Below are 25532 nucleotides of genomic sequence, written 5' to 3'. Positions count from 1 at the left end.
CCGGCTGCATACAATGAGAGTCGCAGCACAAATGCTCTTAGCGCACATTGCTGAACGGGTGCTTAAAAAACAGGCAAAATAAGCGGGTTTATTTGGGGTGAAAATTGAATTAAAGCTGTTATGCTTAGTAAAGTTACGTGGTCACCGAAGAGTTCACGATGAAATATCAGCAACTGGAAAATCTCGAAAGCGGTTGGAAATGGAAGTATCTGGTGAAAAAACACCGGGAAGGTGAGCGGATTACTCGTCATTTGGAAAACAGCGCTGCTGAAGAATCCGTGAATCAACTTCTCAGGCTGGAAAACGAGCCTGTTAAGGTGACGGATTGGATCGTTAATAATATGAATCCGTCGCTGGAAAATCGGCTAAAACAAACCATCCGTGCCCGCCGTAAGCGTCATTTTAATGCTGAACATCAGCATACGCGTAAGAAGTCCATTGACCTGGAATTTCTTGTCTGGCAGCGACTGGCTGGACTGGCGCAAAGGCGCGGAGCAACATTGTCTGATACGATCATTCAGTTGCTTGAAGATGCGGAACGTAAAGAGAAGTACGCAAATCAGATGTCTTCACTTAAAGAAGATCTGGAACAAATCCTCGGTAAAAAAGAGAGCTGAGTCTCTCTTCTTCCCTCCCCGAATTCTTCACAGACTTTCTCATCAGAAGGCATTTCACTGACTTTTCATGAGAAGAAACATTTCACTTCACTGACTGAAGACATAAAAAAACCCCGCCGAGGCGGGGTTTTTGATATCTGTAGCAAAAGCTAAAGAGTGTTATTAAGCCTGTGGCTGAGTAACAGTATCTTTGTAGCCTTTAACTTCGATTTCTACACGACGGTCTGGTGCCAGACAGTCGATCAGAGCAGCACGGCCTTTAACGGAGTCACAGGTAGAACCGGTAACTGGGTTAGATTTACCCTGGCCTTGTGCAGAGATCTTGTTAGCAGGGATACCTTTAGATACCAGGTAATCTACTACGCTCTGAGCACGTTGCTCAGACAGTTTCTGGTTGTATTGTTCTGAACCGATACGGTCGGTGTAACCCAGAACGATAACAGAACCGTCTTTAGGATCGATTGAGCTCAACTGGCTGTACAGCTGATCCAGAGCCTGTTGGCCTTCTGGTTTCAGAGTTGCTTTGTTGAAGTTGAAGAGAACGTCAGATTTCAGAGTGAATTTCTTAGTCTCAACAACTGGAGCTGGTGCTGGTGCTGGAGCAACAACTGGAGCAGCTTCTTCTTGACCGAAACGGTAAGAAACACCTACAGACAGCATTGCGTTATCAGGACGTGCGCCAACAGTAGCAGCGTCACCGATGTTGTTAACCCACTGGTAATCCAGACGGGTAGCCCAGTTTTTGGTCACAGCGTATTCAAGACCAACGGCTGCCAGTGGAGAAACACCGGTGTCGTGATCGCTTACGCGGCCAGCTGCGCCATTGTCGAAGTTACCTTTAGCGTCTGCACGCCAAACCATACCACCCAGACGGGTATAGATGTCCAGGTCGTCAGCCAGTGGGTAGCTCAGTTTAGCAGCCAGCTGTACGCCTTGTGCTTTGAACGCGCCATTGTTTTCGCTGCCTTTGTAAGGCATACGGCCAAGCCAGTCATATCCCATTTCAAAGCCCAGGTATTGGTTCGCTTGGTAACCCAAGAACGCACCTGCACCCAGTTGGCTCTCGTGGGTAGGGCCGTTGCCGATACCGTTGTAAGCATTTGCGAAACCAGTGTCATGGTATTGGGACCAGCCCAATTTACCACCGGTATACCAGGTGTTATCTTTAGGGGCGGCTTGCGCTACGGTAGCGAAACCTGCCAGTGCCACTGCTAATGCGATAGCTGTCTTTTTCATTTTGCGCCTCGTTATCATCCAAATAGGCAATTGAGCTTTAAGCTTTTTAAGCCCTTGGTTAAAATCCTTACGCCAAGATTATTGCTTCATTTCAGAACTTGCCACTTTACGTTGGCATTATTGAGCAACCTTGGCGTTGTAAAGTCTACAACGTGGCGCGAAACTTACAAGCTTGATGTGTTAACACCGTGGAAAAAAAGGGAAAAACGTACACATTTCTTAACGGCTTTGACCAATTACTGACAATTTTCGAAGACAATCTACATTCAGGAAGCCCGTTTTTACTGGGTTCCGGAGCTTTCGCAGCACAAATCACTAAGTTCCCCATTATTTTCGTAGGAACATTCCTATTTTGAACTAATGGTATACAGAAGAGTGAATTTTTACTGTTGAGTGATGTCCACTAGCTGAATTCTGATCATTTGTTGGCTTCATGATGAAGCCGTAAGCTCCCCCCTGACGGGCAGCAATTTGTAATCTTTCCCTCTCTGCATCATTCAAATCTGGCAACCATCCAAGCACGACACTGTAGTTACCCGTTTGCAATGCTTTTTCCATCGCATCGACAGTAGACATCGCAGTGATCTGATTCACCTGAACCATTTTATCCACCGGTAGCCCGGACTCTGATAACCAATGACGGCTCAATTTTTGTTGTGGTGTCAGCCACAACAACCAGCGTGATTGCATACCGAGATGTTGCAGCAGAGGCAGCAGTAACTGGGCAAAAGCAGGTTGGCTCGCACTATAGACGAACTCAGTGATCAGACCATTATTCAAGGATGCAGACGTATTTACCTGTGCACGGGAAACGGGCAAAGCAAGCTGACTAAAATGATGATTTGTATGGTGTTGAGTTCGCATAGAGATGTACCCCAGTGAGTTACTGTATGGATGTACAGTACTCTGGCGATGGGCAAAGATCAACCCAATTTTTCCAAGACATCTCGCAAATTTTGAAGGCAACACACTGCAACTGCATTTTATGTTTGTTGCCACTCACGACATTGCGTATTTTGCATTTAGCGGTTCTGGTAATTCAAATTGGAAGTCAGGAATGAATGTGAAAAGGATAACGCAATGATAAATAAATCAAAAAAAAGAGTACTTGAATGTCTGGAACTGTTTGCCCCACTGGGCAATATACGCTCGCGAACGCAGTTTGGCGGATTCAGTTTATCGGCCGATCGAGCCATGTTTGGTCTGGTGTCTGACGGAGAATTATTCCTGAGGGCGAATGATGATACAGAAGGTCACTTTTGCCGGAAAAAAATGGAACGTCTGATCTACCGCAAGCGCGGGATGGATGTGCATTTACGCTATTTCAAAGTCAGTCATGAGCAATGGAGTGATCCCCATATTTTGCTGAGACTGGCGAGAGTTTCTATCAAAGGGATGCGTCGTGAAATTGAAGCAAAGAAAAACAGTGAAGCATCACGTTTGAAAGACTTACCCAATCTCTCGCTGGCTCTTGAGCGGATGCTGTGGCAAGTCGGTATCGAAAATTCGGGGGACCTTCGGATGCAAGGTGCGTGCGGGGCATACCTGAAATTGTGTGCAATAAAAAAAAAGAATTTGGGCATTAATTTGCTGATGGCACTGGAAGGCGCAATTTTGGGGTTTCATGAAGCAGCCTTGCCAACGGCGTCCAGAGAGTTTTTAACTCACTGGTTCAACCATCAGCAAGAAAAGTATCCGATGACGCACTAACCCGCAGCACATGACGGCTGCGGGTCGTCAGACCGGGTTATGAGCAGGCAGGATTTTACTGTTAAGACTGGTGAGTTCAGGTAAATGAGCCACCAGTAATCCAATTTGTTGCAATACAAGCTGTTCTTTACTGTCCGAATCCGTGGTTCTCATCTGAATGCGGGCACTGAGATTTTCAAGAGCCTGCTGAATACGCCCGGATTCAGCAGGCAGATGGTGCAGAGCCCCGTCCACGCAGCACACTGCATCATCCAGCAAGCTCAGGGTTTCAGCATCTTCAAGCTTTTCACGATGTGCGCCGAGCGCAGAAATATAGCTCAGCATCGTATGGTTGAGGCACAGCAAGCGGAATGCGGCATCCACGGTCGTTGTGTCGTTATTCTTCTCCGAACTCATATTCGAAACAACTGACGCCAGTTCCGCATCACAGTTATGCGCATCACGGCGTGCCAGACGATAATCGAGACTGTTGTCTTTTCCCTGATGGTATTGCACCAAAATTGCGTCAAGGTAGCGGCAGTTGGCATCGAAAGTTTTGCTGACAACGCGGTCGATTTGCCTGAATTTCCAGTCCGGCCAGATAAATGTCACTGCCGCCCAGGCAATACCACACCCAATCAGCGTATCGATGACGCGGGGTATGGCGATTTCAAAACCCTCTCCCAGCAAGTTGAAACACAACAACACCAGCAGGGTAATAAACATCGTTGCCTGCGCATATTGCACAGTGCGAAAGGCGAAGAATAATAAACCGCTGATAACGATCAGGATCATTTGTCCGTCAATCGAAGGCACGAAGTACAGTATCGGAATACCCAGCGCGATACCGGCAAGAGTGCCGATAATCCTTAACGCCAGCCTGCGGCGTGTGGCGCTGTAGTTCGGTTGACAGACAAACAAACTGGTGAGCAATATCCAGTAGCCATGATGTAAACCACTGACCTGAAGAAACACGTAACCGACAAACAGAACGACTGACATACGCACCGCATGGCGGAATAATACTGACTGCGGCGTGAAGTGCCGCGATATACGCAGCCAGATATCATCAACTCCCGTCAGGCGATCTTCGGCAAACGTGTTTTTCCCGGTTTCATTATTCTCAGGCAGTGACTGTTCGGATTCAATATTGGCCAGTTGTGCATCAATGGCGTGCAGATTGCGTAAAAGATGGCGCAACGCCTGCAACATTTCACGATGCTCGCCCTGAGATTCCAGACGTTTCAATGCTTCTTCCAGCCGCGCAAACGCCCGCTCAAATTGGCTGTTATGCTGATATTTCTGACGATATAAAATGCATTGTGACAGCTGCAAACAGGCCCGGGCTTGCATACTCATCAGCCGCTGGAAACGGAACAGAATGTCACTGTGATGGAATTGTTCACTCAGCTTTAGATACTTCACATGTGATGAACTGGCGCGTTCGTGAATATCCTGCACCACGAAATAATAATGCAGAGTTCTGCGTGTCCCTTTCTGCCCACGGTCACCCTTCAGACGGGTTTGCAGCGTATTTTTAGTCTGATTAAGCGTGGAAACCAGCTGTCCGTTAGCCATCGCCAGCTCAACCAGTTGCTGATTATTATCTTCCTGATCAGGGTCGAACAAGGTCGCTTTGGCTTCCAGATATGCCGCGAGTTCAGTGAAGCAGCGTGAAATCTGATCCTGCAATGGCCGGATGGGAAAGATAATATGCCCCGCCAGCGTCAGCAGGTTATACCAGATGGCACCGGCCAGCAGGAGCAGTGGTTGCTGATACCAGATGTGATACATGCTCGTACCAAGCATGGTATAGATGGCGATCAGCAGCGCGCCGAAAGCAATGGTGGCATAACGCTGGCCGAGTGCGCCAAGCAGAATAAACCCGCAGGTGGAAAGCATCAGTCCCGGCGCAAATAGCCAGGGATAGGGGAAAAGTAATTCGATCGACGCTGAAGCGATAAAAAAGCATACCAGCGTAATCAGTAAATTGCGCAGCCTGCCGGCAAGACGATCGTCAAGATCAGCCAGCGCGGCGGCGACGACACCGAGCGTCAGGGGAATGGTCAGCGTAATCTCACCCAGCCACCATGGAACGGCGGCTGCGCCTGCCAGAGCAATGAAAATCCTGATGTGATAAAGAACATTGCTGTTATAGGCGTAACGCCTTAAGCCCGGTGCAATCGAAAGCACTAAAAAACCCCACCTTAAAAATCAAAAATGATGAAAATCAGCGAATGCGTCCATCTTTCATCAGACGGCTGGCATTCGCTTCACGAACTTGTCTGGCGAGCTCGACGGAAACCACCCGGCGTCCGACCGGCCACAGTGCGATAACGGCGATTTTAAAATTCGCGATGCCCACCGGAATGCCGATAATACTGATACATTGAGCGATACCCGCCATGATGTGGGACAAGCATAACCACCAGCCGAAGAAAATAAACCAGAATATATTCAACAGAGTACCACCGCCGGACATCAGCGCATTGCGTTTTTCAGGATACAATTCATCAACATGTACGGCTTCGTTGCCAAATGGCATCAAAGACAGACGGGTGATCTCCCAGCAAGAGCGGGTGAGGGGCAGGGTAAAGATCAGTACGATGCTCACCAGCGTGGCAAATAGCCAGGCGAGAGTGGTAAAGAAACCACCTAAAACAAAGTTGAGAATATTGAGAACTGTGCGCATGTCTGCTCTTCCCGAAGATATGAAAAGTTAAAGGAATTCATGTTTCCCAAAAGGAAACATACCTCTTATTCTACCCTGTTTTGGAACGTGGATCGCCTGCGCTTATCAAAGGTAAACTCTTAAATACACTTGCATGTAAAATTATAAACATTACCTTTCCGTCAGGAATTTTAGAGAAAATACGGTGTGATGATATGGAATTGAAATCGACCTCATTCGGGAAACATCTGGCGCAGCATCCGTACAACCGGGTGCGTCTGCTTAATGCGGGCGTTGAAGTCAGTGGCGATAAACATCACTACCTGATCCCTTTTAATCAGCTTATACAGATCCGCTGTAAGCGCGGCATTGTCTGGGGTGAGCTGGAATTTGAATTGCCGGAACAGAAAGTCGTCCGTCTTCATGGTACCGAATGGCAGGAAACTCAGCGGTTTTATCAGTACCTCCTTAATATCTGGCAGACCTGGAGTCAGGAAATGAGCGGGGTTAGCGCGGGGGTATTGCACGGACAAATCGAAAAAATCACGCAGATTGAGCAGCAGGATAAATGGTTCAAACGAGCTGATTTAGCCGATGTACAAAAAGATATTCAGGAAGCCTTTTCTGCGGTTCCGGTGCCCGTCGAACGCCTTAATGATTTTGACAATTGCCGTGATGATTACCAGACCTGCCTGCGCTGGCTGGAGCAAGGTAAGCGCAGCGTCACGCAACGTAATCTCGCCTGGACCGATCGGGTCATTGCGGATAATCGCGATTTTTTCGATACCGTTGAGGTTTCGCCGCTTAACGAAAGTCAGTGTCGCGCCGTGGTCAATGGTGAGGACTCCGTTCTGGTGCTGGCCGGTGCCGGTAGCGGTAAAACATCCGTGCTGGTGGCGCGTGCTGGCTGGTTGTTGCGTCGTCAGGAAGCAATTCCTGAGCAAATACTTCTGCTGGCTTTCGGGCGTCAGGCTGCGGATGAAATGAATACACGTATTAAAGAACGGCTGCACACTGACGGGATTAAAGCCAAAACCTTCCATGCGCTGGCGTTACAAATTATTCAGGAAGGGAGCAAAAAAGCGCCGAAGATAAGCAAACTCGAAACGGATGCTAAAGCGCGTCGCTCGCTGCTGATCAAAACCTGGCAGCAACAGTGTGCGGAGAAAAAAGTCCAGGCCAGCGGCTGGCGGCAGTGGATGACCGATGAGCTGGAATGGACGGTTCCTGACGGCGATTACTGGAAAAATAAATCGCTGGCAGAACGTCTCGGTAGCCGCCTCGAACGCTGGCTCAGCCTGATGCGGATGCACGGCGGCAGTCAGGCAGAAATGATTGAAAGTGCGCCGGAAGAAGTCAGAGACCTGTTCACGAAACGCATTCGCCTGATGGCGCCGCTGATGAAAGTCTGGAAAACCGCGCTCAAAGATGAGGGCGCGGTAGATTTCTCTGGGCTCATCCATCAGGCGGTGAATATTCTGGAAAAAGGCCGCTTTGTCAGCCCGTGGAAGCATATTCTGGTCGATGAATTTCAGGATATTTCGCCACAGCGCGCATTGCTGCTCTCGGCATTACGCAAGCTCAACAAACACACCAGTTTATTTGCGGTCGGGGACGACTGGCAGGCGATTTACCGTTTCAGTGGCGCCGAGCTTTCGCTTACCACTGCCTTTGCGACAAACTTTGGCGAAGGGGCGCAATGTGCGCTGGATACCACATACCGGTTCAACGATCGTATCGGTGAGATTGCTAATAAGTTCGTCCAGCAAAACCCTCATCAGCTGAAAAAACCGCTGAACAGTCTGACCAAAGGTAATAAGAAGAATGTCGTGATCCTGCCTGAGGACCAGATGGAAAAACTGCTGGATAAACTCAGCGGATATGTCACAGCCGACGAGAAGATTCTGGTACTGGCGCGCTATCACCATCTGCGTCCGCAAATTCTCGAGAAGGCGGCAACGCGCTGGCCAAAACTCAATCTGGAATTTATGACCATTCACGCCAGCAAAGGGCAACAGGCGGAATATGTGATTATCGTCGGGCTGCATGAAGGGAGCGACGGTTTCCCGGCGGCGGCGCGCGAATCCCTTCTGGAAGAAGTCCTGCTTCCGAAACCTGAAGACTTTATGGATGCTGAAGAGCGGCGTTTACTGTATGTGGCCATGACGCGGGCGAAGCATCAGGTCTGGCTGATGCAGGATAAACAGCGTCCGTCAGTATTTGTGGAACAACTGGAAGATATTGGCGTACCGGTGCAGCGTAAACCCTGAAACGAGAAAACCCGGCAATCGCCGGGTTTTCTTTTTTGCTTTGATGCTTACTGCATTTATCAGCGCGAGAATTTAAATCACTCTTTCAGGCGCGACCATAAATAGCGCTGATAGTCGGGAATCACAATATCGACTTCAGACTGGAATAACGGGGAATTGATCAGGAAATCCGCTGTCGCCACATTGGTCGCTACCGGAATATTCCACACCGTTGCCAGACGCAGCAGGGCTTTCACATCGGGGTCATGCGGAACCGCATTCAGCGGATCCCACAGAAAAATCAGCAAATCGATTTTGCCTTCGGCAATCATCGCGCCAACCTGCTGATCGCCACCCATCGGGCCGCTCAGCATACTTTTTACATTGATGCCGGTATTACGCTGTACCAGATTACCGGTGGTGCCGGTAGCGTAGAGAACATGTTTGGAAAGTTCGGCGACGTTTTTGTCGACCCATTTCATCAGGGTGTTTTTACAATGGTCATGCGCGACCAGAGCAATGTGTTTTTGTTTTGCGATCGTACGGGTCGTGTATTCCATCAAATTCCCTTCCACGCGAAAGTAAGAGTGGATCACAGAATACTGAAAGTCCGTTTTACTGCAAAGGGCGGGGGCGATAATTCAGTGTTTACAGAGAGATTGCGTGATGCAGGTTAAGTTACGACGTCCGTTCCTGTTCACCTGGCAGCTTAAACCAGAGCAGAAATTGTTCGAAGCTGGCGTTAGCAGCCAGTCGTGTCCATAGCGGATGGAGATAAGTGATTGAAATTTTCGACGGTGTTTCCTGAGCCAGTGCCGTTTTTTTATCCGTGAAGCCTTTCGCGAACAAAGGTACGGCTGCACGCGCGCCGGACAAATTGTACGTGACCATCAATTTTTCAGCGTCCGAGGTGTGTCCGGGATTAAACATATTCAGCACATCACGCTGCGTCGGTATTTGGCGACCCTGATCATCAACCAGCTGATAGTTCATTTGCTTATTAAATTGCGCTGCTTCGGTTTCGTTGCTCAGTTTGGGCAAAACGAAAGAAACGGAACGACTGCTTTTAGCGTTGAACGTCACAATAAGCGCAGGGGAGTGATACATCGGCATCAAGCCGGCGCGAAGATTCTTGCTGACCTGAAACAGGATCTGATGCTGACCGCCGTCGAGTTCCAGACTGTCCGCACCTTTCAGAATAGCGCCAGACATTTGTTTGCCGTCGATCACCAGAACGTCAACATCCGGAGACAATTTGAGTGAGGTCGCCGAAGCTGACGCCATCAGGCTGAGACTCGCTAATGCGACCAGCGCATGACAGACTTTCATTCTTCCCTCCCCAAATACCAAATTGCTCATCGTCTATTATTCAGCAATGGCGATAATGTGTCAAAGTTTTACAAAATGTTTTTAATTAACACGAGCAAGGTGAGGCAAGTCGCCTTTTTGATCCACGGGCTGTCGGAATAGCCAGCCTGCGTTACACTTAACGAATACAGGTAAAAGGAGATAATCCCGTGCAAGATAATGATATTCGCAAGATTCTTGAAGAAGTGAAAACTATCGCACTGGTCGGTGCGAGTGACAATCCGGGGCGTCCAAGCTATGGCGTGATGGCGTATCTGCTTTCTCAGGGCTATGAGGTGATCCCGGTCAGCCCGAAACTGGCAGGCAAGGAGTTACTGGGGCAAAAAGCCTATGGTTCACTGGCAGAAATTCCGCATCCGGTAGATATGGTCGATGTATTTCGTAATGTCGATGCCGCGTATGGCGTGGCGCAGGAGGCGATTGCCATTAAAGCCAAAGTGCTGTGGCTTCAGTTAGATATTATCAATGAACAGGCTGCCGTACTGGCAAAAGAGGCCGGATTAAAAGTCGTGATGGATCGTTGTCCAAAAATCGAAATCCCGCGTCTGGGGATGGAAAAGTAACCGCCATCTTTAATCAGCAAAGAAATTTAGCAATAAAAAAACCGGCCATCGAAGCCGGTTTTTAATTTTAAGAGTGTGCCGCAGGAGCAGACTTAGTTACGCAGGCGTGGCGCCATCAGCTGTCTGCGGACTGATTCAGCCAGGTCATCCAGAGACGTTTGCTCCGGATGAGAACGCGCGGCTTCGTGATCAATCTGAATCTCCGCCAGATAGGTATGAACCGGCTGGCCTTCTTCATCTTCCATCACCACATGATACCAGGGAGCGGTGCGCATGGAGTCATCAGCGGCGACATCGTCGACACCGGGCTTTTCGAGCGAATACTCTGCATCGACATCAATCACCACACCTAAGTAACCTAACAGTCTGTGGCGAACCTGCTGGCCGATACCGAATTTACTGGCAATCATAGTCACCTCCCAAAATAATTCATTGATCTCTATATGGAGATAAAACGCGCTATTTCAAGTTATGACCGCTCATTCTGCTAAAAATTCGACGGCGTGTCGTCAGTACAGCACGCCGTGCTTAGTCTGTCAGACTCTTTTCAGTTCATCACCAGGCAGGCGAAACCTTTCAGATACAAGCCTTCCGGATAGGCGCCGGTCACCGGATGATCGGCGGCCTGACGGAATTGCTCAACGAACTGAATTTCGCGTCCTGCATCGAGTGCGGCATCGGCCAGAATTTTCTGGAACAAATCTGTTGGCAGCAAGCCGGAACAGGAGAAACTCAGCAGGATACCGCCCGGGCGAAGCAGTTGCAGTGCCAGCATATTGATATCTTTGTAGCCACGACAGGCGCTCGCCAGCTGGTTTTTGTTCTCAACGAATTTCGGCGGATCCATTACGATCATGTCGAAGTGCTGGCCTTCGGTGCGGTATTTACGCAGCAGCTGGAAAACGTCTTCACGCACGAATTCGGCTTTCGACAGATCCAGCTTGTTCAGTTCCACGTTCTGACGTGCCACGTCAAGCGCTGCCTGAGAGGTATCCACGTTAGTGACTTTCGTACAGCCGCCCATCAGCGCAGATACCGCAAACGCGCCGGTGTAAGAGAAACAGTTCAGAACGTTGCGGCCTGCAGCATAGTTACGTGCGGCAAGACGGCTGTCGCGCTGATCGAGGTAGAAGCCGGTTTTGTGGCCTTCCTTGATATCCACCAGCAGGCTCATGCCGTGTTCCTGAATTGGTAGCAGGGCAGGCGGCTCATCGCCGACCACATGTCCCTGAGTCAGTTCCAGGCCTTCTTTTTTACGCACGGCGACGTCCGAACGGTCCCAGATTGCGCATTCCGGATAGCAATGTTGCAGCGCAGCAATCAGCGGTGCACGCTGATATTCGGCACCTGCTGACAGCAGTTGCAGCACCAGGAAATTCTGGAAGCGATCGATGGTGATGCCCGGCAGACAGTCGGATTCACCTGCAATCAGGCGGTAACCGTCCAGCCCGTCGCGCTTAGCGATATAATCGCGCCAGTTTTGCGCTTGTTGCAGACGGCGAATAAAGAATTCAATGTCGATATCTTCGTCTTGCTTGAACGTCCAGACACGCGCACGGATCTGAGAAGACGGTGAATAGGCACCGCGTGCCAGCCATTTTCCCTGACTGTCTACAATATCTATAGTCTCGCCGGAACTGGCTTTGCCTTCGACACGGTGTACCGCGCCGGAAAATACCCACGGATGGCGGCGGAGAAGTGATTTTTCACGGCCTTTGGCCAGAATTAAACGTGCAGTCATAAAATTAGGTTCTGTCGGTTCGGAGACAAAAAAGAGCGACATTGTCCGGTCATGCAGGTGAAATTGCAACGAACCATACCGCTAACGGAGAGAAAATTATGGCAACAGTCAGTATAGCCGCCTATGTGTACGGCATGGTGCAGGGCGTGGGTTTTCGTTTTGCGACCCAACATCAGGCCACCGGTTTAGGTCTGACCGGTTACGCAAAAAATCTTGAGGATGGCAGCGTCGAAGTGGTGGCGTGCGGCGAACAGGAAAAGGTAGAACAGCTGCTGGCCTGGTTGAAGCAGGGTGGGCCGAAGCATGCACGGGTAGATCGTGTGCTCAGCGAGCCGACCGCACCCGGCCATTACAGTGATTTCAAAATCAAATACTGAAGCCTTTTACAGGCACTTCACCGGCTTGGGAAGGCCGGCAATTTTGGTCGCCTGTTTGGCCGGGCCTTTCGGGAACAGCCGGAATAAATAGCGGCTGTTGCCTTTCTCTTCGCCATATTTCTGCGCCATCGCTTTCACCAGCATGCGTACGGCAGGCGAGGTATTGAATTCGAGATAAAACTCGCGCACGAAGCGCACGACTTCCCAGTGGGCGTCGGTAAGCGCGATCCCTTCTTCTTCCGCCAGCAGGGGCGCCATGCCTTCCTGCCAGTCCTGACTGTTTTTCAGGTAACCCTGAGCGTCGGTTTCAATAACCTGACCTTCAAACTGCAGCATACAACCTCAAACCCGTAAAAATGCGGCGGTCAGTTTATCAAAAATGCCGGTCAGACAAAATAAAAAGCCCCGCACAAGGGCGGGGCTTAGAGGACCATCCGGTATCATCAGTTACGCGATGACAGACCCAGGATGCTCAGCAGGCTGACAAAGATGTTGTACAGCGAGACATACAGGCTCACGGTCGCGCGAATATAGTTGGTTTCGCCGCCATGAATAATGTTGCTGGTTTCCCACAAAATCGCGCCCGCAGAGAACAGAATAAACAGGCAACTGATTGCCAGCGACAGCGCCGGAATTTGCAGGAACAGGTTAGCGATCACCGCCACCAGCAGCACAACAAAACCTGCCATCATCATGCCGGAAAGGAACGACATGTCTTTGCGCGTGGTCAGCACGTAGGCTGAACAACAGAAGAACACCAGTGCGGTACCGCCCAGTGCCAGCATAATAATGTCACCGGCACCGACCGAAAGCAGCGAGCTCAGCAAAGGGCCGAGCGTATAACCCATAAAGCCGGTCAGCGCGAAAGCGGACAAAATACCCGCAGGGCTATTCGCTGTGCGGTAAGTCAGGAACATCAGGCCATAGAAGCCAACGAGGGTCAGCAGAAAACCGGGGGACGGCAATCTCAGAACCGTACTTGCCGTCGCAGTAATTGCGGAAACGCCCAAAGTCAGCGCCAGCAGAAAATAAGTATTACGCAGCACCCGGTGCGTGCTTAGCAACGAGCCAGCGCGTGATGATGACGAAGATGCAACGATACGATCCATGCGGTTCATAATAAAATTCTCACTTAAGCCCTTCATACTTTGTGTCGCAGATGCGTTAGCTTCGCCCGGTCACCCGAATCACTTACCTGTGTAAGCTCATCGGGATTCCCTCTCTTGCCGCCTTCCTGCGACCCAAATTATTTTGGGTATCTAATTGGAGTCGGTGAAAATACAAACAGGTTGCAGTGTAAGTAGTTGCGGAGCGTCATTAAAGACGTTTTACCCTTCTTTACCTGCTCAGGGCGGGCAGGACGCGGTTTCCTGGCTTCAAAATCGCCGAAATGATGCTTAAATCGCCGCTTGCAAGCCGAATGCCTGTTTTTCAGGCAAACGAACAGAATCTGACTTTACAAGATGATCGGCACTGTTTATAGTTCGCTTCGTTGCGGAGGGGTGGCCGAGCGGCTGAAGGCACCGGTCTTGAAAACCGGCGATGGGAAACCATTCAAGAGTTCGAATCTCTTCTCCTCCGCCATAAACAACACAAGAAAGCTGCTAAGTGATTAGCGGCTTTTTTTGTGTCTGCGATTTATGCGCGACTTTGTGCAGACAATTTAAATGCTCATAAAATCAACAAACTAGACTGAAAATAATGATTGCATCTTTTCCTCGGTCTTGTATACTACGCCCCGTACTGAACGACTGACATCGCGAAGTGCTTGTTGTTTACGGAGGGGTGGCCGAGCGGCTGAAGGCACCGGTCTTGAAAACCGGCGATGGGAAACCATTCGAGAGTTCGAATCTCTCCTCCTCCGCCATAAACAACACATCAAAGCTGCTAAGCAATTAGCGGCTTTTTTTGTGTCTGAAATTCGACTCATTCCGCAATTACTGTATTTTCTACGTCCGATTCTTCTTTCTGCCCGTACTTCCCCGGCGAACATCCCAATGTGCGTTTGAACGCCGTACTGAACGCGCTTTCTGATTCGTACCCGAGCGACAACGCCACAGCTGACACCGGTTCTTTACCGTTCGCCAGCCGGTCTCCGGCCAGCAACATCCGCCAGCGCGTCAGGTATTCCAGCGGCGCACTGCCGACGGCCAGCTTAAATTTCTGCGAAAACACCGAACGCGACATACCCGCCCGTTCAGCCAGCATCTGCACCGTCCAGCGGTTTGCGGGATCCTCATGCATTGCATTCAGTGCCCTGGAAAGTTGCTTATCCGCCAGCGCCGCAAACCAGCCACTGGTTTCACCTGCCGGTGAATTATCGACGTGCATCCGCAGCGCCTGCACCAGCATCATGTGCGCCATATGCTGCGCGATCAGCAATCCGCCAGGCCGCTCATCGCGCAGTTCCTGCATCATACATTCCACTGCCCAGCGCAAACTTTGCCTGTCGGATTCTTTCGAGATATGCACCACTGGCGGCAACATTGCCAGCAGGGTTGAGGCGTTTGCGCCGCTGACTGCAAAACGGCTGCCGGTGAGAAAGAAATCTTTGCCGCCGTTGCAGGAAACAGTCCCACCATCCTGCGCCTGCTGGAAAATCGGCCCGGCGTCGACAGGCGGAAGATTCAGATCGCTCGCCAGCCTGAACGGGCGTCCGCCCGGTAACACAAAACAATCACCAGCTTTGAGATGGACTGCGGCGGGCACGCCATCAACAGCCAGCCAGCATTCACCCGTAATGATGGCGTTGCATTTAATTGACTGATAATGGTCAGGGAATTGCACCGACCATTCGCCACCGGCTTCAAAACCTTTGGACATATAACTGCGCGGCTTCAGCAGTGACAACACATCTGAAAGAGGATCCATCAGTGACTCCGGACGATTGCAAAGATATTACGGACATTAGCGCATAGATCGTCTTTTCTCCAGCGCCTATATTCTTTTACGAAAGCAGCAGATTTAGCCAATTAAAGAGGAATTTGCAATGCGTGTATTCGTGACAGGTGCAACAGGTTTTGTCGGTTCTGCGGTGGTACAGGAATTACTGCGCGCAGGCCATCAGGTGCTCGGTTTAGCGCGTTCTGATGCTTCGGCGCAGGCGCTGACAGACGTGGGTGCCGATGTGCATCGCGGCAGTATTGAAGATCTGCACAGTCTGACGTCCGGCGCAGCGCAGGCCGACGGAGTGATCCACACCGCGTTTATTCATGACTTTTCGAAGTTTCTGGAAAACTGTGAAAAAGACCGGCTGGCGATTGGTGCTTTAGGCGCAGCGTTAAAAGGCACAAAAAAACCACTGATCGTGACCTCCGGCACGGCGCTGGTGAGTACCGGACGTCTGGCGACAGAAAATGATTTACCCGATCCGCAGGGACAAAATCCGCGTGTGGCGTCTGATCTTGCCGTTGCTAAGCTGGCAGAGGAGGGCGTGCGGGTTTCACTGGTGCGTCTGCCGCCCTCGGTGCATGGTGCGGGTGATCACGGATTTGTGCCGCTGATTATTGCGACGGCCCGCGAAAAAGGCGAATCAGCGTATCCGGGCGATGGCAAAAATCTCTGGCCCGCGGTGAACCGTTTTGATGCCGCGAAGGTATTTGTGCTGGCGCTGGAGAAGGGCGCGGAGAATGCGATATATCATGCGAACTCAGAGGAAGGCGTACCATTTCGCGACATTGCCACGCTGATTGGTAAGCACCTGAATCTGCCAGTGGTCAGTAAAAACGGGCAAGATCTGGCGGCACACTTTGGCTGGTTCACGCATTTTGCTTCGCTAAATAACCCGACGTCCAGCCAGTTCACCCGCGATATTTTGGGCTGGAAACCGGTACATCCGGATTTACTGACCGATATTGAGACCGCCGGATATTTTAAATAACTCCCGTTTTCTGACCCTCAAAACAGGTCATTCAGGTGACCTGTTTTGCATTTTTGCCGTGGTTTTAATGGTGTTAATTGCCTAAAAAACGCCCCGAATCACAAATTGGGAAGATAAAAACGTTACCCTATTGCCAGTCCGATGTTATGCGTTATGTTGATTTTTAGTTTCTCAAATGTAACTAGAGGTTAACAATAATGTCGAATAAATTACGTATCTCTCTGATTGCTGTGGCTGTAATGATGTCTTCCTCTGCAATGTCTGCATTACCTCAGGGTTATCCGGCCGACTATCAAAAAATCGTCGATGCGGCGACCAAAGAAGGCAAAGTTGTGGTGTATTCCACTACCGACACCAAAGCCGCAGGCCCCCTGATCCAGGGCTTCGAGGCGACTTATCCGGGTATCAAAGTCGAATATAACGACATGAACAGCACCGAACTGTACAACCGTTATATCAGTGAGCAGGCGGCGGGCGGCACCAGCGGTGATGTCGTCTGGAGTTCTTCCATGGATACCGCGCTGAAACTGGCGACAGACTACGCGCAGGAATATAAATCCCCTGAACAGGGTCAGTTACCAAAATGGGCGATGTGGAAAGACAAAGCCTACGGCACGACCTATGAGCCGGTGGTGTTTATCTACAATAAGCGTCTGATCCCGGCCGGTGATGTGCCTGATTCACATGCAGCGCTGGCAAAACTGATCGCCAGCCAGACCGAAAAATTCAACAAAAAAGTCACCACGTACGATATCGAGAAATCCGGTCTCGGCTTCATGTTGTCGGTACAAGATTTCAAAGCCGATCCGAATTATTTCAAAACGCTGGCTGACGTCGCCAAAGGTGGCTTAGCGGTGCAGTCTTCCACCGGCACCATGATGGAACGCGTTTCTTCCGGCGAAAACCTGATCGGCTTCAATATTCTCGGATCGTACGCAGAAGCCCGCGCCAAAACGGATCCGTCGCTGGGGATTTCCTATCCGAAGGATTACACCCTGGTACTTTCCCGCGTGTCTTTCATCAGCCAGGAATCGAAAAACAGCAATGCTGCCAAACTGTGGCTGGACTACGTCTTGTCAGAGAAAGGGCAGAGCATTCTGGCCAATCAGGCTGACATTCCGTCCATCCGCAACGATATCGAAGGCAAAAACGACATCGACGGCATGACCAAAATGTTAGGCAATGCGCTCAAGCCAATCCCGGTCGATGAAACCCTGCTGGAATACCTGCAACAGAAAAAACGCCTGGATTACATCAAACAATGGCGTACCGCTGCTGCCAAGTAGTGGCATATCGAAGCGCGTCACTTTCTGTCGCGCTTCCTTTTTCCTGCCTGATTTAGCTCTCCTTGTTTCTAACCGAAGGGAAGTAACATGAATGCATTGCGCAGAAAGTGGCAGAGCCTGCCGCGCGGCATTGTGGTGTTGATAACGGCGCTGGTTATCTACATCCCGTTGTCGTTCATCGTGATACAAAGTTTCCTCTCCGCGCCGTTCTTTTCCCCATCAAAAGAATGGAGCCTCGAATCTTTTGGATTCATCTTTACCGATCCGGATTTCTACAAGGCACTGAAAAGCGGTTTTATTCTGGCTTTCGGGCTGGTGGTGATCGCGATTCCGCTCGGCGGTATCCTGGCGTTCCTGATGGTGCGTACGGATTTACCGGGCAGACGCGTGATTGAACCGCTGATCCTGGTGCCGATTTTCGTCTCGCCGATGGTATTAGGTTTCGGCTACGTAGTGGCTGCCGGTCCGGTCGGGTTCTTCTCGCTGTGGGCGCAGGCTATTCTTGGGTTCGTCCCGTGGAACATTTACGACATGTCGAGCATCGTGGTGATCGCCGGTCTGACGCACGTTCCGCACGCGTACCTGTATATCTCCTCGGCGCTGCGCAGCGTCGGGTCGGATGTTGAAGAGGCCGCGCGAACCGCCGGTGCTTCGCCGTTGCAGGTGATGACTGCGGTCAGTCTGCCGATGGTGCGCCCGTCGATCCTGTACGCCACCGTGTTGCTGTTCTTCCTCGGGCTGGAAGTGTTCGGTCTGATGCTGGTGCTCGGCGACCCGGAAGGCAACATGGTGCTGGCGACCTATCTGTATCAGCTGACCAACAAACTCGGCACGCCGTCTTATCATCTGATGGCTGCCGTCGCCGTGGTGCTAATTTGTATCACTATTCCGCTGGTCATGTTGCAGCGCCGCCTGATGCGTACCGCCAACCGTTTCGTCACGGTCAAAGGAAAAGCGTCGCAGGCGCGTGCCTTGCCGCTCGGCAAATGGCGCTGGGTGGCCGGTGCCGTAGTGGCGTTCTGGCTGACAGTCACTATCGGCGTTCCGCTGATTGGCGTGATGCTGCGGGCGTTTATCTCCAACTGGGGCGTCGGTGTCTCCATTTGGGACGAACTGTCGCTTAATACTTTCCGCACCATCTGGGAACAGCCGAACCTGCTGCGTGCGATCGTCAACTCCATGGCCATTGGTGTTATCGGCGGCGCGCTGGCGGTGGCCTGTTATCTGTTTATCGGCATCGCGATGCACCGTAAACCGGACGGCGTCACCCGCTTCCTCGATTACAGCGTGCTGGTACCGCGTGCGGTGCCGGGGCTGCTGGCCGGTCTGGCCTTCCTGTGGGTGTTCCTGTTCCTGCCGATGTGGCTGGATAACGCGCTCAAATCCGGCTGGCTTTCGGGTATGCCATGGTCGCAGTGGCTGCGCGATAACCTGGTGGTCTGGCTGCGATCGCTGCGCAGCACGATTTTTAGCGTCTGGCTGGCGTATACCGTGGTGTGGATGGCGTATGGTCTGCGGCTGATTTCCTCGACGCTGTTGCAGGTCGGGCCGGAACTGGAAGAAGCGGCGCGCAGTACCGGCGCAACCCGCGGGCAGATCACCCGTCACGTCACCATTCCGCTGTCGCGTTACGGTCTGATTGGCTCGTGGCTGCTGATGTTCCTGATTTTCGAGCGCGAATATTCCACCGGTGTGTATCTGCTTTCGCCGGGTACGGAAACCATCGGCTCGATGCTGGTTTCCCTGTGGGCGGCGGGTGCCATTGATATTGTGGCCGCGCTCTCCTTTATTAACATCCTGCTGGTGGTGTTAGGTCTGGGTATTGCCCTTCGTTTTGGAGTCAAATTACATGATTGAATTATCGGTCGACAATCTGCACTTAACCTACGGCGACAATCCGGTGTTAAAAGGCGTTTCGATGGATCTGAAACGTGGCGAAGTGGTATCACTGCTCGGACCTTCCGGCAGCGGAAAAACCACTTTATTGCGTGCGGTCGCCGGACTGGAAAAACCAGTCAAAGGCACCATCGTTATCGGCAAAAATAAAGTTTACGACGGCACTCCGCGCAGCGAAATTCCGGCCGAAGAACGCAATCTCGGGCTGGTATTCCAGTCATACGCCCTGTGGCCGCACAAAACAGTATTCGAGAACGTGGCGTATCCGCTGAAACTGCGCAAAGTTTCTGCCGGTGAAATCACCCGGCGTGTGCAGGATGTTCTGAACCAGCTGGGCCTCGGACATCTGGGCAAACGCCATCCGCATCAGCTTTCCGGTGGTCAGCAACAGCGCGTGGCGATTGGCCGTGCGCTTGTGTACAACCCGCCGGTAATTTTGCTTGATGAGCCGCTGTCGAACCTCGACGCCAAATTGCGTGAAGAAGCGCGCGTGTTCCTGCGCGAACTGATCATCAAACTGGGGCTGTCGGCGCTGATGGTGACGCACGACCAGAATGAAGCGATGGCGATTTCAGACCGCATTCTGCTGCTCAATAACGGCAAAATCGAACAACAGGGCACGCCGCAGGAAATGTACGGCTCGCCGAAAACACTGTTTACCGCAGAGTTTATGGGCAGCAACAACCGTCTGCACGGCAAAGTCACCGAAGTGCGCGACGGCAAAGCGCGCATCGAAGGCAGCGGCTGGGTGCTGTGGGGACAGGCGGGAGAGGGCGTGCAGGCCGGGCAGGAGGGCACGGCAGTGATCCGCGTCGAACGCGTGGTGCTGGCGGACGGACCGGGCGAGAATCAGCTGGAATTACCGTTGCTGACCAGCATGTATCTCGGTGATCGCTGGGAATATCTGTTCCGCACGGCTGGCGATGATTTTGTCATTCGTGCGTATGGCACCGATGTGCGAGATCCGCAGCACTGCCACCTGAAGCTACCCGAACAGCATGTCTGGATCTTTCCCAAATAATACCCGTCATACTTAAAGCTGCAGGTGCGTTGGCTACGCCCAGGGACCCGAATCACTTACTTATGTAAGCTCATCGGGATCCCATCGCTTGCCGCCTTCCTGCAGCTTCAATTATTTAGGGTATTACCGGAAGTCGGACAATTTATTGAAATATTTCTGTCATTTCCCGCGCGTAAAATTCTGCTTCCTGTTTAAATAATGCAGAATAATCATGATTTTAACCACTCGCTCACTTACTGGTAAGATGCCATTCAGCAGATTGTTTCGATCTGCTTTCTTCAGACGTCCACGGGGAATACTTTTTGGGGTAATTTGTGTTATCACCCTGTTTTCTGCTTTGCAGATTTTCTCCACTGTCGTGCTCACCAAAATCCTTCAGGATGCGCGAAACAACGTGATCGCCACCGAAAATTTGCGTCAGCAACAAGCCGTGATGGATAAAGCCCGCATGGAATTGCTGATGGCCAGTGACAAACTCAACCGTGCTGGCATTTATTACATGCAGGATAAAGAAACCGGCTCGGTCGGCAGCTGGAACAGCCTGATGGAAGAATCGCTCGGCTCACTGACCGCATCGCAGAAAGCCTTCACGCAGTTTCAGGAGATGACCAAAGACGGCAATCAGGCCGCGACGGAGCTAAAAGCCAGCTACCAGATGTTTTATGACGGTCTGCGCGAACAGGCGGGTGGCCTGCAAAAGAACAACAATATCGATTCCTTCTTTGAAGTGCCGATCCAGGCGTTTCAGGATGACTTCAGCCAGAAATATTATGCTTATCTGGACGTTAACGAGCACACGGCGGTGTCGCTCAGCGACAGATTGCTGAATGCGTTGTCACAGGCGAAAACCCTGTTTATGGGCGCGCTGATGATTCTGGCGGTGATCGCGGTACTGGTCTGGCGCGGTGTGTCTGCGTGGATTATCCGACCGCTGCAACGCATGATCGGGCACATCAGCGTGCTGGCTGCCGGGGATTTATCGCGGGATGTCGAAGACGAGAATGCGCGGGTGATCGAAGTCCGTGAGCTGGGCGTCAGCCTGCGCAATATGCAGCGCGGCCTGCAAAAACTGGTCAGCGAAGTCCGTGACGCCTCGGCGCATATCATGCTGAACATTGATCAGATGGCAAAAGGCAACGAGGAATTGTCGGCGCAGGCGGCGATTCAAAGCGGGGAACTGCGAGCTGCCACCGAACACATCACTCACCTCAATGAGCGCGTGAAAGAAAATGCCGCCCATGCCCGGCAGGCCACCCGACAGGCCGAACAGGCGAAAGGCGTAGCGACCCGCGGCGGCGAAGTGATGGGGCAGGTGGACACGGCGATGAAGGAGATTGTCAGCCAGTCCTCGGAAATGAGCAGTATTGTTTCTATGATTGACAGCGTGGCATTCCAGACCAATATTCTGGCGCTGAATGCGGCGATTGAAGCGGCGCACGCCGGTCAGCACGGACGCGGCTTTGCGGTGGTGGCGAAAGAAATCGGCCTGCTGGCGCAAAAGAGCAGCCATTCAACGCGGGGTATCCATCAACTGATTGATGATTCCGTGCAGCAGATTGGCCGTGGTTCGGCGTCTGTGACGGTGCTCAGTCAGAGCCTGGATGAGATTATCCATATCTTCAACGGCCTGAGTGCGCTGGTCAGTGAGATTTCAGAGGCGACGTTGTATCAGGGGCAAAGTGTTCACGATGTCTCCGAACGCATCACCGCACTTAATCATGTGACGCTGCAAAACGGCAAACTGGCCGATCATGCGGCGGCGTCTTCCCAGCAGTTACTGGATCAGTCGCAGCGTCTGGAAAAGGCCGTCGCGCGGTTTGCCCTGACGGCGGCGTAATCAATCTTTATTTCTGATGCCACACCAGCATGCTGCCTTCAGTGTGTCCGGTCACCGGATCCGTAGCGGGCAGCGGCACGGCATTTACCGCTTTGGTGCGTGCTGCGAGTTGTGGCAGTTCGTCATGACAAAGGTCAGCTTTCACATCCGGCGGATACGCGCCGACCAGCATGAAATCTTCATCGGCTGAAATCTGTTTATGGCCGATCCCGGCCGGAAGCAACAACACATCCCCTACGTTTACCTCAATAATTTTTCCGTGCTCGCCGCCGAGTTGCAGCTTTGCGCTACCGGCATAAACACCCAGCGCTTCATGAGTGTTGGAGTGAAAATGCGTAAAGGTATACACCGGATAGCGCCACTGCGGCGGCCAGCCGTTGGTACGGAAAAGGTGTTCGAGGTATTCCGCATTATCAGAGGTATCGGGGGGAATGACGCGGTGATAAATCAGCACCGGCAATGCGTTATTCGGCACACCGCCGTCGGGTTTATTAATCAGCAGTGTATCCATAGCAACCTCTCTGGCAGTCGCGAAGGCCATACGTGGCATCGGTATCAGGGCGAGCACGCCCAGCAAAGTAACAAACCGGCGTCGATCCAACAGCATCAGGCAGGGCTCCTTATCGCGCAATCAATGGCTTACCTCTTTCATGTATAGAACAAAAGAACCTGAAAATCCTCTTTTTGGAAACATAAAAACATTTGAGAGAGAAGGGTTGCGGGAGGAAGACTGTTATCAGAAAAAACTTAAAATATGTAGCAATCAACATATAAAAGTCATATTGGCTGGCGAAATCCTTTATGTCCTCTATGCTTAACAATACAAAAAGTACTCAGGAGGAGAAGTTTATGAATAAGAAAATGTTACTTGTGGTTGCTACAGCTGTTTCTGTATTGGCAGGGTGTCAGACTTACGATCGCGCAGCAAGCTACGTTAAAGAGCCTGTCGTCAGCGACGTTAAAGTCGGTATGACCAAATCTCAGGTTCGTGCAATTGCAGGGCCACCATCGACTGAAGCCACGCTTATCCATGCTAAAGGGACTTGCCAGACTTATGCGGTTGCTCCGCGTGATGGCAAAGCTCAGACCTACTTCGTTAGCTATAACGACACCGGTCATGTCATGAATAAGGGTTATCAGTCCTGTTCAGACTACGATAAAGACCCGCAGGCTGGTCAGTAATTCAATTAACGCTTTCCCCTCGTGAGAGGGGAAGGCGTTAAATCATCAAGCCTTCTGCGTCACAATCCTCACGCCGACTTTACTCACCTGATTCCCGTCCATTTCTGCGATCGTCCACGTCAGCCCGTCCCATTCGATATGGTCACCGATAACCGGTTCACCACCGAGCAGCCTGATCACAAAATGTCCCAGCGTTTGCGACTGATCCACCGTCTCTTCCAGATTCAGACCATAAAGCTGTGAAATCGCATCCAGCGGCGCATCTGCCTGCAAGATAAAGTCACCGAAGAAGCGGTCATCCAGCACCACTTTATTGCTGTCGCTGAACAGTTTACCCAGTTCCGGCAGATCCTTTTCCTGGCCGATCACGCACAGAATATCGCCTTCTTTGAGCCGCGTACTGCCGGTCGGATGCAGCATTTCTTTGCCACGAAACAATGCCGCAATCCGCGTCGCTTTTGGCATTTGCAGGTCACGCAACGCCGCCCCGACGCACCATTTGTCGGAGCCCAGCTGATAGATAAATTGTTCCCAGTCGTTATACACGTCGATATCCAGCCCGACGCGGGAAACCGGCGTCGGCTGCGGTGGCACCAGTACTTTGGCTTTCCTCGCCGCAAAGCCCAGCGACGTACCCTGAAGCAGCAGGGAAACCAGCACGATAAAGAACGCGACGTTGAAATACAGCGTGGCGTTAGGCAGTCCGGCCATCATCGGGAACACCGCCAGAATGATAGGCACCGCGCCACGCAGGCCGACCCACGAAATAAAGACGCGTTCGCGCAGGGTAAAGTTTTTGAACGGGATCAGGCTGACAAACACCGACAGCGGACGTGCCAGCAGGATCATCCACAGTGACAACGCCAGCGCCGCGATAGCAATCGGCAGCAGATCGCTCGGCGTCAGCAGCAAACCGAGCACCAGGAACATGCCAATCTGGCTGAGCCACGCCAGTCCGTCGAAGGTCTGCAAAATGCCGTGACGGTTGCGGATCGGCATATTGCCGAGCATCAGGCCGCACAGATACACCGCCAGAATGCCGCTGCCTTCCAGCGCCATGGTGGCGGCGTAAACCAGCAAGCCGCCGCTGAACGCCAGTAACGGATACAGCCCGGCCGCCAGCGTAATCTTATTAATCAGCTTGTGCAGCAACCAGCCACCGCCGACACCAAACACAATGCCGAGGCCGAACTGGCGCACCACATCCACCACAAACATCAGGCTCAGGCCGTGCTGGCCTTTGGAAATCATGTCGATCAGGGTGATGGTCAGGAATACCGCCATCGGGTCGTTGCTGCCGGATTCAATTTCCAGCGTGGCGCTGACACGTTCGTTCAGGCCTTTACCGCCGATAAGTGAGAACACCGCCGCCGCATCGGTTGAGCCGATAATCGCGCCAATCAGCAAACCCTGCATCAGGTTGATATTGAACAGCCACGCGGCAGCCAGCCCGGTCAGACCGGCAGTAATCAGGACGCCGACGGTCGCCAGCGACAGTGCGGGCCATAGCGCAACGCGAAAGGAAGAGGCGCGGGTACGCATCCCGCCGTCGAGCAAAATGACGGCCAGCGCCAGGTTACTGACCAGATAGGCGGCGGGGTAATTATCAAACGCAATGCCGCCAATTCCGTCTACGCCCGCCAGCATACCGATGGCGAGGAAAATGACCAAAATAGGGATGCCAAGCTTAGAAGAGAACGAACTGAGCAAAATGCTCGCTGCGACTAACAGGGCGCCAATAAAGAAAAGAGTATTAATCGTGCTGGCGTCCAAGAGCGTTCTCCTTTTAAGGCATGAGTGGTGCGGGGGCGTGCGGTGTCGTCATCAGTGACAATCCCCCTAATTTATCAGGAAAATGAGCGCGTTGCTGGGCTCATTTAAGATTTTTATTAGTTGCAGTTAAGAATAAAAAACTATGC

General features: G+C 51.8%; 24 protein-coding genes and 2 tRNA genes. 13 read left to right on the top strand and 13 right to left on the bottom strand.

What is annotated here, in order from left to right:
- The first annotated feature begins 158 nt into the window (after positions 1-158).
- Positions 159-617, top strand: a complete 459-nt coding sequence (matP, locus tag EC840_RS10915; RefSeq protein WP_112287382.1) for a macrodomain Ter protein MatP — start codon at positions 159-161, stop codon at positions 615-617.
- A gap of 162 nt (positions 618-779) precedes the next feature.
- Here matP and ompA read toward each other — a convergent pair whose 3' ends face one another.
- Both ompA and sulA read right to left on the bottom strand, forming a co-directional pair.
- Positions 780-1853 carry a porin OmpA gene (gene ompA / locus EC840_RS10910; protein ID WP_132965293.1) on the bottom strand — a complete coding sequence of 358 codons (1074 nt, stop codon included), beginning with the start codon at positions 1851-1853 and terminating at the stop codon, positions 780-782.
- Between the two features lie 357 nt (positions 1854-2210).
- A complete protein-coding gene (gene sulA, locus EC840_RS10905) occupies positions 2211-2717 on the bottom strand; it encodes an SOS-induced cell division inhibitor SulA (RefSeq protein ID WP_132965291.1) in 507 nt (168 codons plus the stop codon).
- A gap of 216 nt (positions 2718-2933) precedes the next feature.
- On the opposite strand from sulA, the gene EC840_RS10900 reads away from it, so the two are divergent.
- Positions 2934-3563: a TfoX/Sxy family DNA transformation protein gene (locus tag EC840_RS10900; protein WP_120161272.1), complete on the top strand. Its 630-nt coding sequence runs from the start codon at positions 2934-2936 to the stop codon at positions 3561-3563.
- A 27-nt stretch (positions 3564-3590) separates the two neighbouring features.
- Here the strand turns inward: EC840_RS10900 and yccS are convergent, their stop codons facing one another.
- Entirely contained in the window at positions 3591-5735 is a 2145-nt protein-coding gene (yccS, locus tag EC840_RS10895) for a YccS family putative transporter (protein ID WP_132965289.1), read from the bottom strand.
- A 37-nt stretch (positions 5736-5772) separates the two neighbouring features.
- Positions 5773-6234, bottom strand: coding sequence for a YccF domain-containing protein (locus EC840_RS10890; RefSeq protein ID WP_112287387.1), 462 nt, complete (start codon positions 6232-6234; stop codon positions 5773-5775).
- 194 nt (positions 6235-6428) lie between these two features.
- On the opposite strand from EC840_RS10890, the gene helD reads away from it, so the two are divergent.
- Positions 6429-8483 carry a DNA helicase IV gene (gene helD, locus EC840_RS10885; RefSeq protein ID WP_132965287.1) on the top strand — a complete coding sequence of 685 codons (2055 nt, stop codon included), beginning with the start codon at positions 6429-6431 and terminating at the stop codon, positions 8481-8483.
- Between the two features lie 77 nt (positions 8484-8560).
- Here helD and mgsA read toward each other — a convergent pair whose 3' ends face one another.
- Together mgsA and EC840_RS10875 are read right to left on the bottom strand one after the other, a co-directional pair.
- Positions 8561-9022, bottom strand: coding sequence for a methylglyoxal synthase (mgsA, locus tag EC840_RS10880; RefSeq protein ID WP_112287389.1), 462 nt, complete (start codon positions 9020-9022; stop codon positions 8561-8563).
- 118 nt (positions 9023-9140) lie between these two features.
- A complete protein-coding gene (locus EC840_RS10875) occupies positions 9141-9791 on the bottom strand; it encodes a DUF2057 family protein (protein ID WP_112287390.1) in 651 nt (216 codons plus the stop codon).
- Positions 9792-9979: 188 nt separating this feature from the next.
- On the opposite strand from EC840_RS10875, the gene EC840_RS10870 reads away from it, so the two are divergent.
- A complete protein-coding gene (locus tag EC840_RS10870) occupies positions 9980-10393 on the top strand; it encodes a CoA-binding protein (RefSeq protein WP_120506888.1) in 414 nt (137 codons plus the stop codon).
- Positions 10394-10485: 92 nt separating this feature from the next.
- Here the strand turns inward: EC840_RS10870 and hspQ are convergent, their stop codons facing one another.
- Positions 10486-10803: a heat shock protein HspQ gene (hspQ, locus tag EC840_RS10865; protein ID WP_112287392.1), complete on the bottom strand. Its 318-nt coding sequence runs from the start codon at positions 10801-10803 to the stop codon at positions 10486-10488.
- Positions 10804-10940: 137 nt separating this feature from the next.
- A complete protein-coding gene (gene rlmI, locus EC840_RS10860) occupies positions 10941-12134 on the bottom strand; it encodes a 23S rRNA (cytosine(1962)-C(5))-methyltransferase RlmI (protein ID WP_132965285.1) in 1194 nt (397 codons plus the stop codon).
- Positions 12135-12232: 98 nt separating this feature from the next.
- Here rlmI and yccX point away from each other — a divergent pair, with 98 nt between their 5' ends.
- Positions 12233-12511 (top strand): acylphosphatase, encoded by a 279-nt coding sequence (yccX, locus tag EC840_RS10855; RefSeq protein ID WP_112287394.1) that lies wholly within the window; start codon positions 12233-12235, stop codon positions 12509-12511.
- 6 nt (positions 12512-12517) lie between these two features.
- Here the strand turns inward: yccX and tusE are convergent, their stop codons facing one another.
- Positions 12518-12847 carry a sulfurtransferase TusE gene (gene tusE, locus EC840_RS10850; protein ID WP_112287395.1) on the bottom strand — a complete coding sequence of 110 codons (330 nt, stop codon included), beginning with the start codon at positions 12845-12847 and terminating at the stop codon, positions 12518-12520.
- A gap of 107 nt (positions 12848-12954) precedes the next feature.
- Positions 12955-13620, bottom strand: a complete 666-nt coding sequence (yccA, locus tag EC840_RS10845; protein WP_112287404.1) for an FtsH protease modulator YccA — start codon at positions 13618-13620, stop codon at positions 12955-12957.
- A 387-nt stretch (positions 13621-14007) separates the two neighbouring features.
- On the opposite strand from yccA, the gene EC840_RS10840 reads away from it, so the two are divergent.
- Together EC840_RS10840 and EC840_RS10835 are read left to right on the top strand one after the other, a co-directional pair.
- Positions 14008-14095, top strand: a tRNA-Ser gene (locus EC840_RS10840).
- 195 nt (positions 14096-14290) lie between these two features.
- A tRNA-Ser gene (locus tag EC840_RS10835) sits at positions 14291-14378 on the top strand.
- Between the two features lie 59 nt (positions 14379-14437).
- On the opposite strand, the gene EC840_RS10830 is transcribed toward EC840_RS10835, so the two are convergent.
- Complete coding sequence (locus tag EC840_RS10830) at positions 14438-15382, bottom strand: AraC family transcriptional regulator (RefSeq protein WP_132965283.1); 945 nt, start codon at positions 15380-15382, stop codon at positions 14438-14440.
- Positions 15383-15500: 118 nt separating this feature from the next.
- On the opposite strand from EC840_RS10830, the gene EC840_RS10825 reads away from it, so the two are divergent.
- The 5 genes from EC840_RS10825 to EC840_RS10805 all read left to right on the top strand — a co-directional run bounded on the left by EC840_RS10825 (position 15501) and on the right by EC840_RS10805 (position 22431).
- Positions 15501-16391, top strand: coding sequence for an SDR family oxidoreductase (locus tag EC840_RS10825; RefSeq protein ID WP_132965281.1), 891 nt, complete (start codon positions 15501-15503; stop codon positions 16389-16391).
- A gap of 197 nt (positions 16392-16588) precedes the next feature.
- A complete protein-coding gene (locus EC840_RS10820; RefSeq protein ID WP_132965279.1) occupies positions 16589-17677 on the top strand; it encodes an ABC transporter substrate-binding protein in 1089 nt (362 codons plus the stop codon).
- Positions 17678-17764: 87 nt separating this feature from the next.
- Positions 17765-19534 carry an iron ABC transporter permease gene (locus EC840_RS10815; RefSeq protein ID WP_013574892.1) on the top strand — a complete coding sequence of 590 codons (1770 nt, stop codon included), beginning with the start codon at positions 17765-17767 and terminating at the stop codon, positions 19532-19534.
- The gene (locus tag EC840_RS10810) at positions 19527-20594 is read left to right on the top strand and encodes an ABC transporter ATP-binding protein (protein ID WP_120161291.1); all 1068 of its coding nucleotides are present in this window, start codon (positions 19527-19529) and stop codon (positions 20592-20594) included. Before EC840_RS10815 ends, EC840_RS10810 begins: the two co-directional genes overlap by 8 nt.
- A gap of 244 nt (positions 20595-20838) precedes the next feature.
- Positions 20839-22431 carry a methyl-accepting chemotaxis protein gene (locus tag EC840_RS10805; protein ID WP_207914757.1) on the top strand — a complete coding sequence of 531 codons (1593 nt, stop codon included), beginning with the start codon at positions 20839-20841 and terminating at the stop codon, positions 22429-22431.
- Positions 22432-22438: 7 nt separating this feature from the next.
- Here EC840_RS10805 and EC840_RS10800 read toward each other — a convergent pair whose 3' ends face one another.
- Positions 22439-23038: a cupin gene (locus EC840_RS10800; RefSeq protein ID WP_129638017.1), complete on the bottom strand. Its 600-nt coding sequence runs from the start codon at positions 23036-23038 to the stop codon at positions 22439-22441.
- 242 nt (positions 23039-23280) lie between these two features.
- On the opposite strand from EC840_RS10800, the gene osmE reads away from it, so the two are divergent.
- A complete protein-coding gene (osmE, locus tag EC840_RS10795) occupies positions 23281-23613 on the top strand; it encodes an osmotically-inducible lipoprotein OsmE (RefSeq protein ID WP_112291944.1) in 333 nt (110 codons plus the stop codon).
- A 45-nt stretch (positions 23614-23658) separates the two neighbouring features.
- Here the strand turns inward: osmE and EC840_RS10790 are convergent, their stop codons facing one another.
- Entirely contained in the window at positions 23659-25386 is a 1728-nt protein-coding gene (locus tag EC840_RS10790) for a potassium/proton antiporter (RefSeq protein WP_132965275.1), read from the bottom strand.
- Between the last annotated feature and the right edge of the window lie 146 nt (positions 25387-25532).

This window comes from Rahnella sp. JUb53 (assembly GCF_004346065.1).
GTDB classification, from domain to species: Bacteria; Pseudomonadota; Gammaproteobacteria; order Enterobacterales; family Enterobacteriaceae; genus Rahnella; species Rahnella variigena.
The sequence above is the reverse complement of the archived record's forward strand: the minus strand, read 5'-3'. Positions and strand labels throughout refer to the sequence as shown.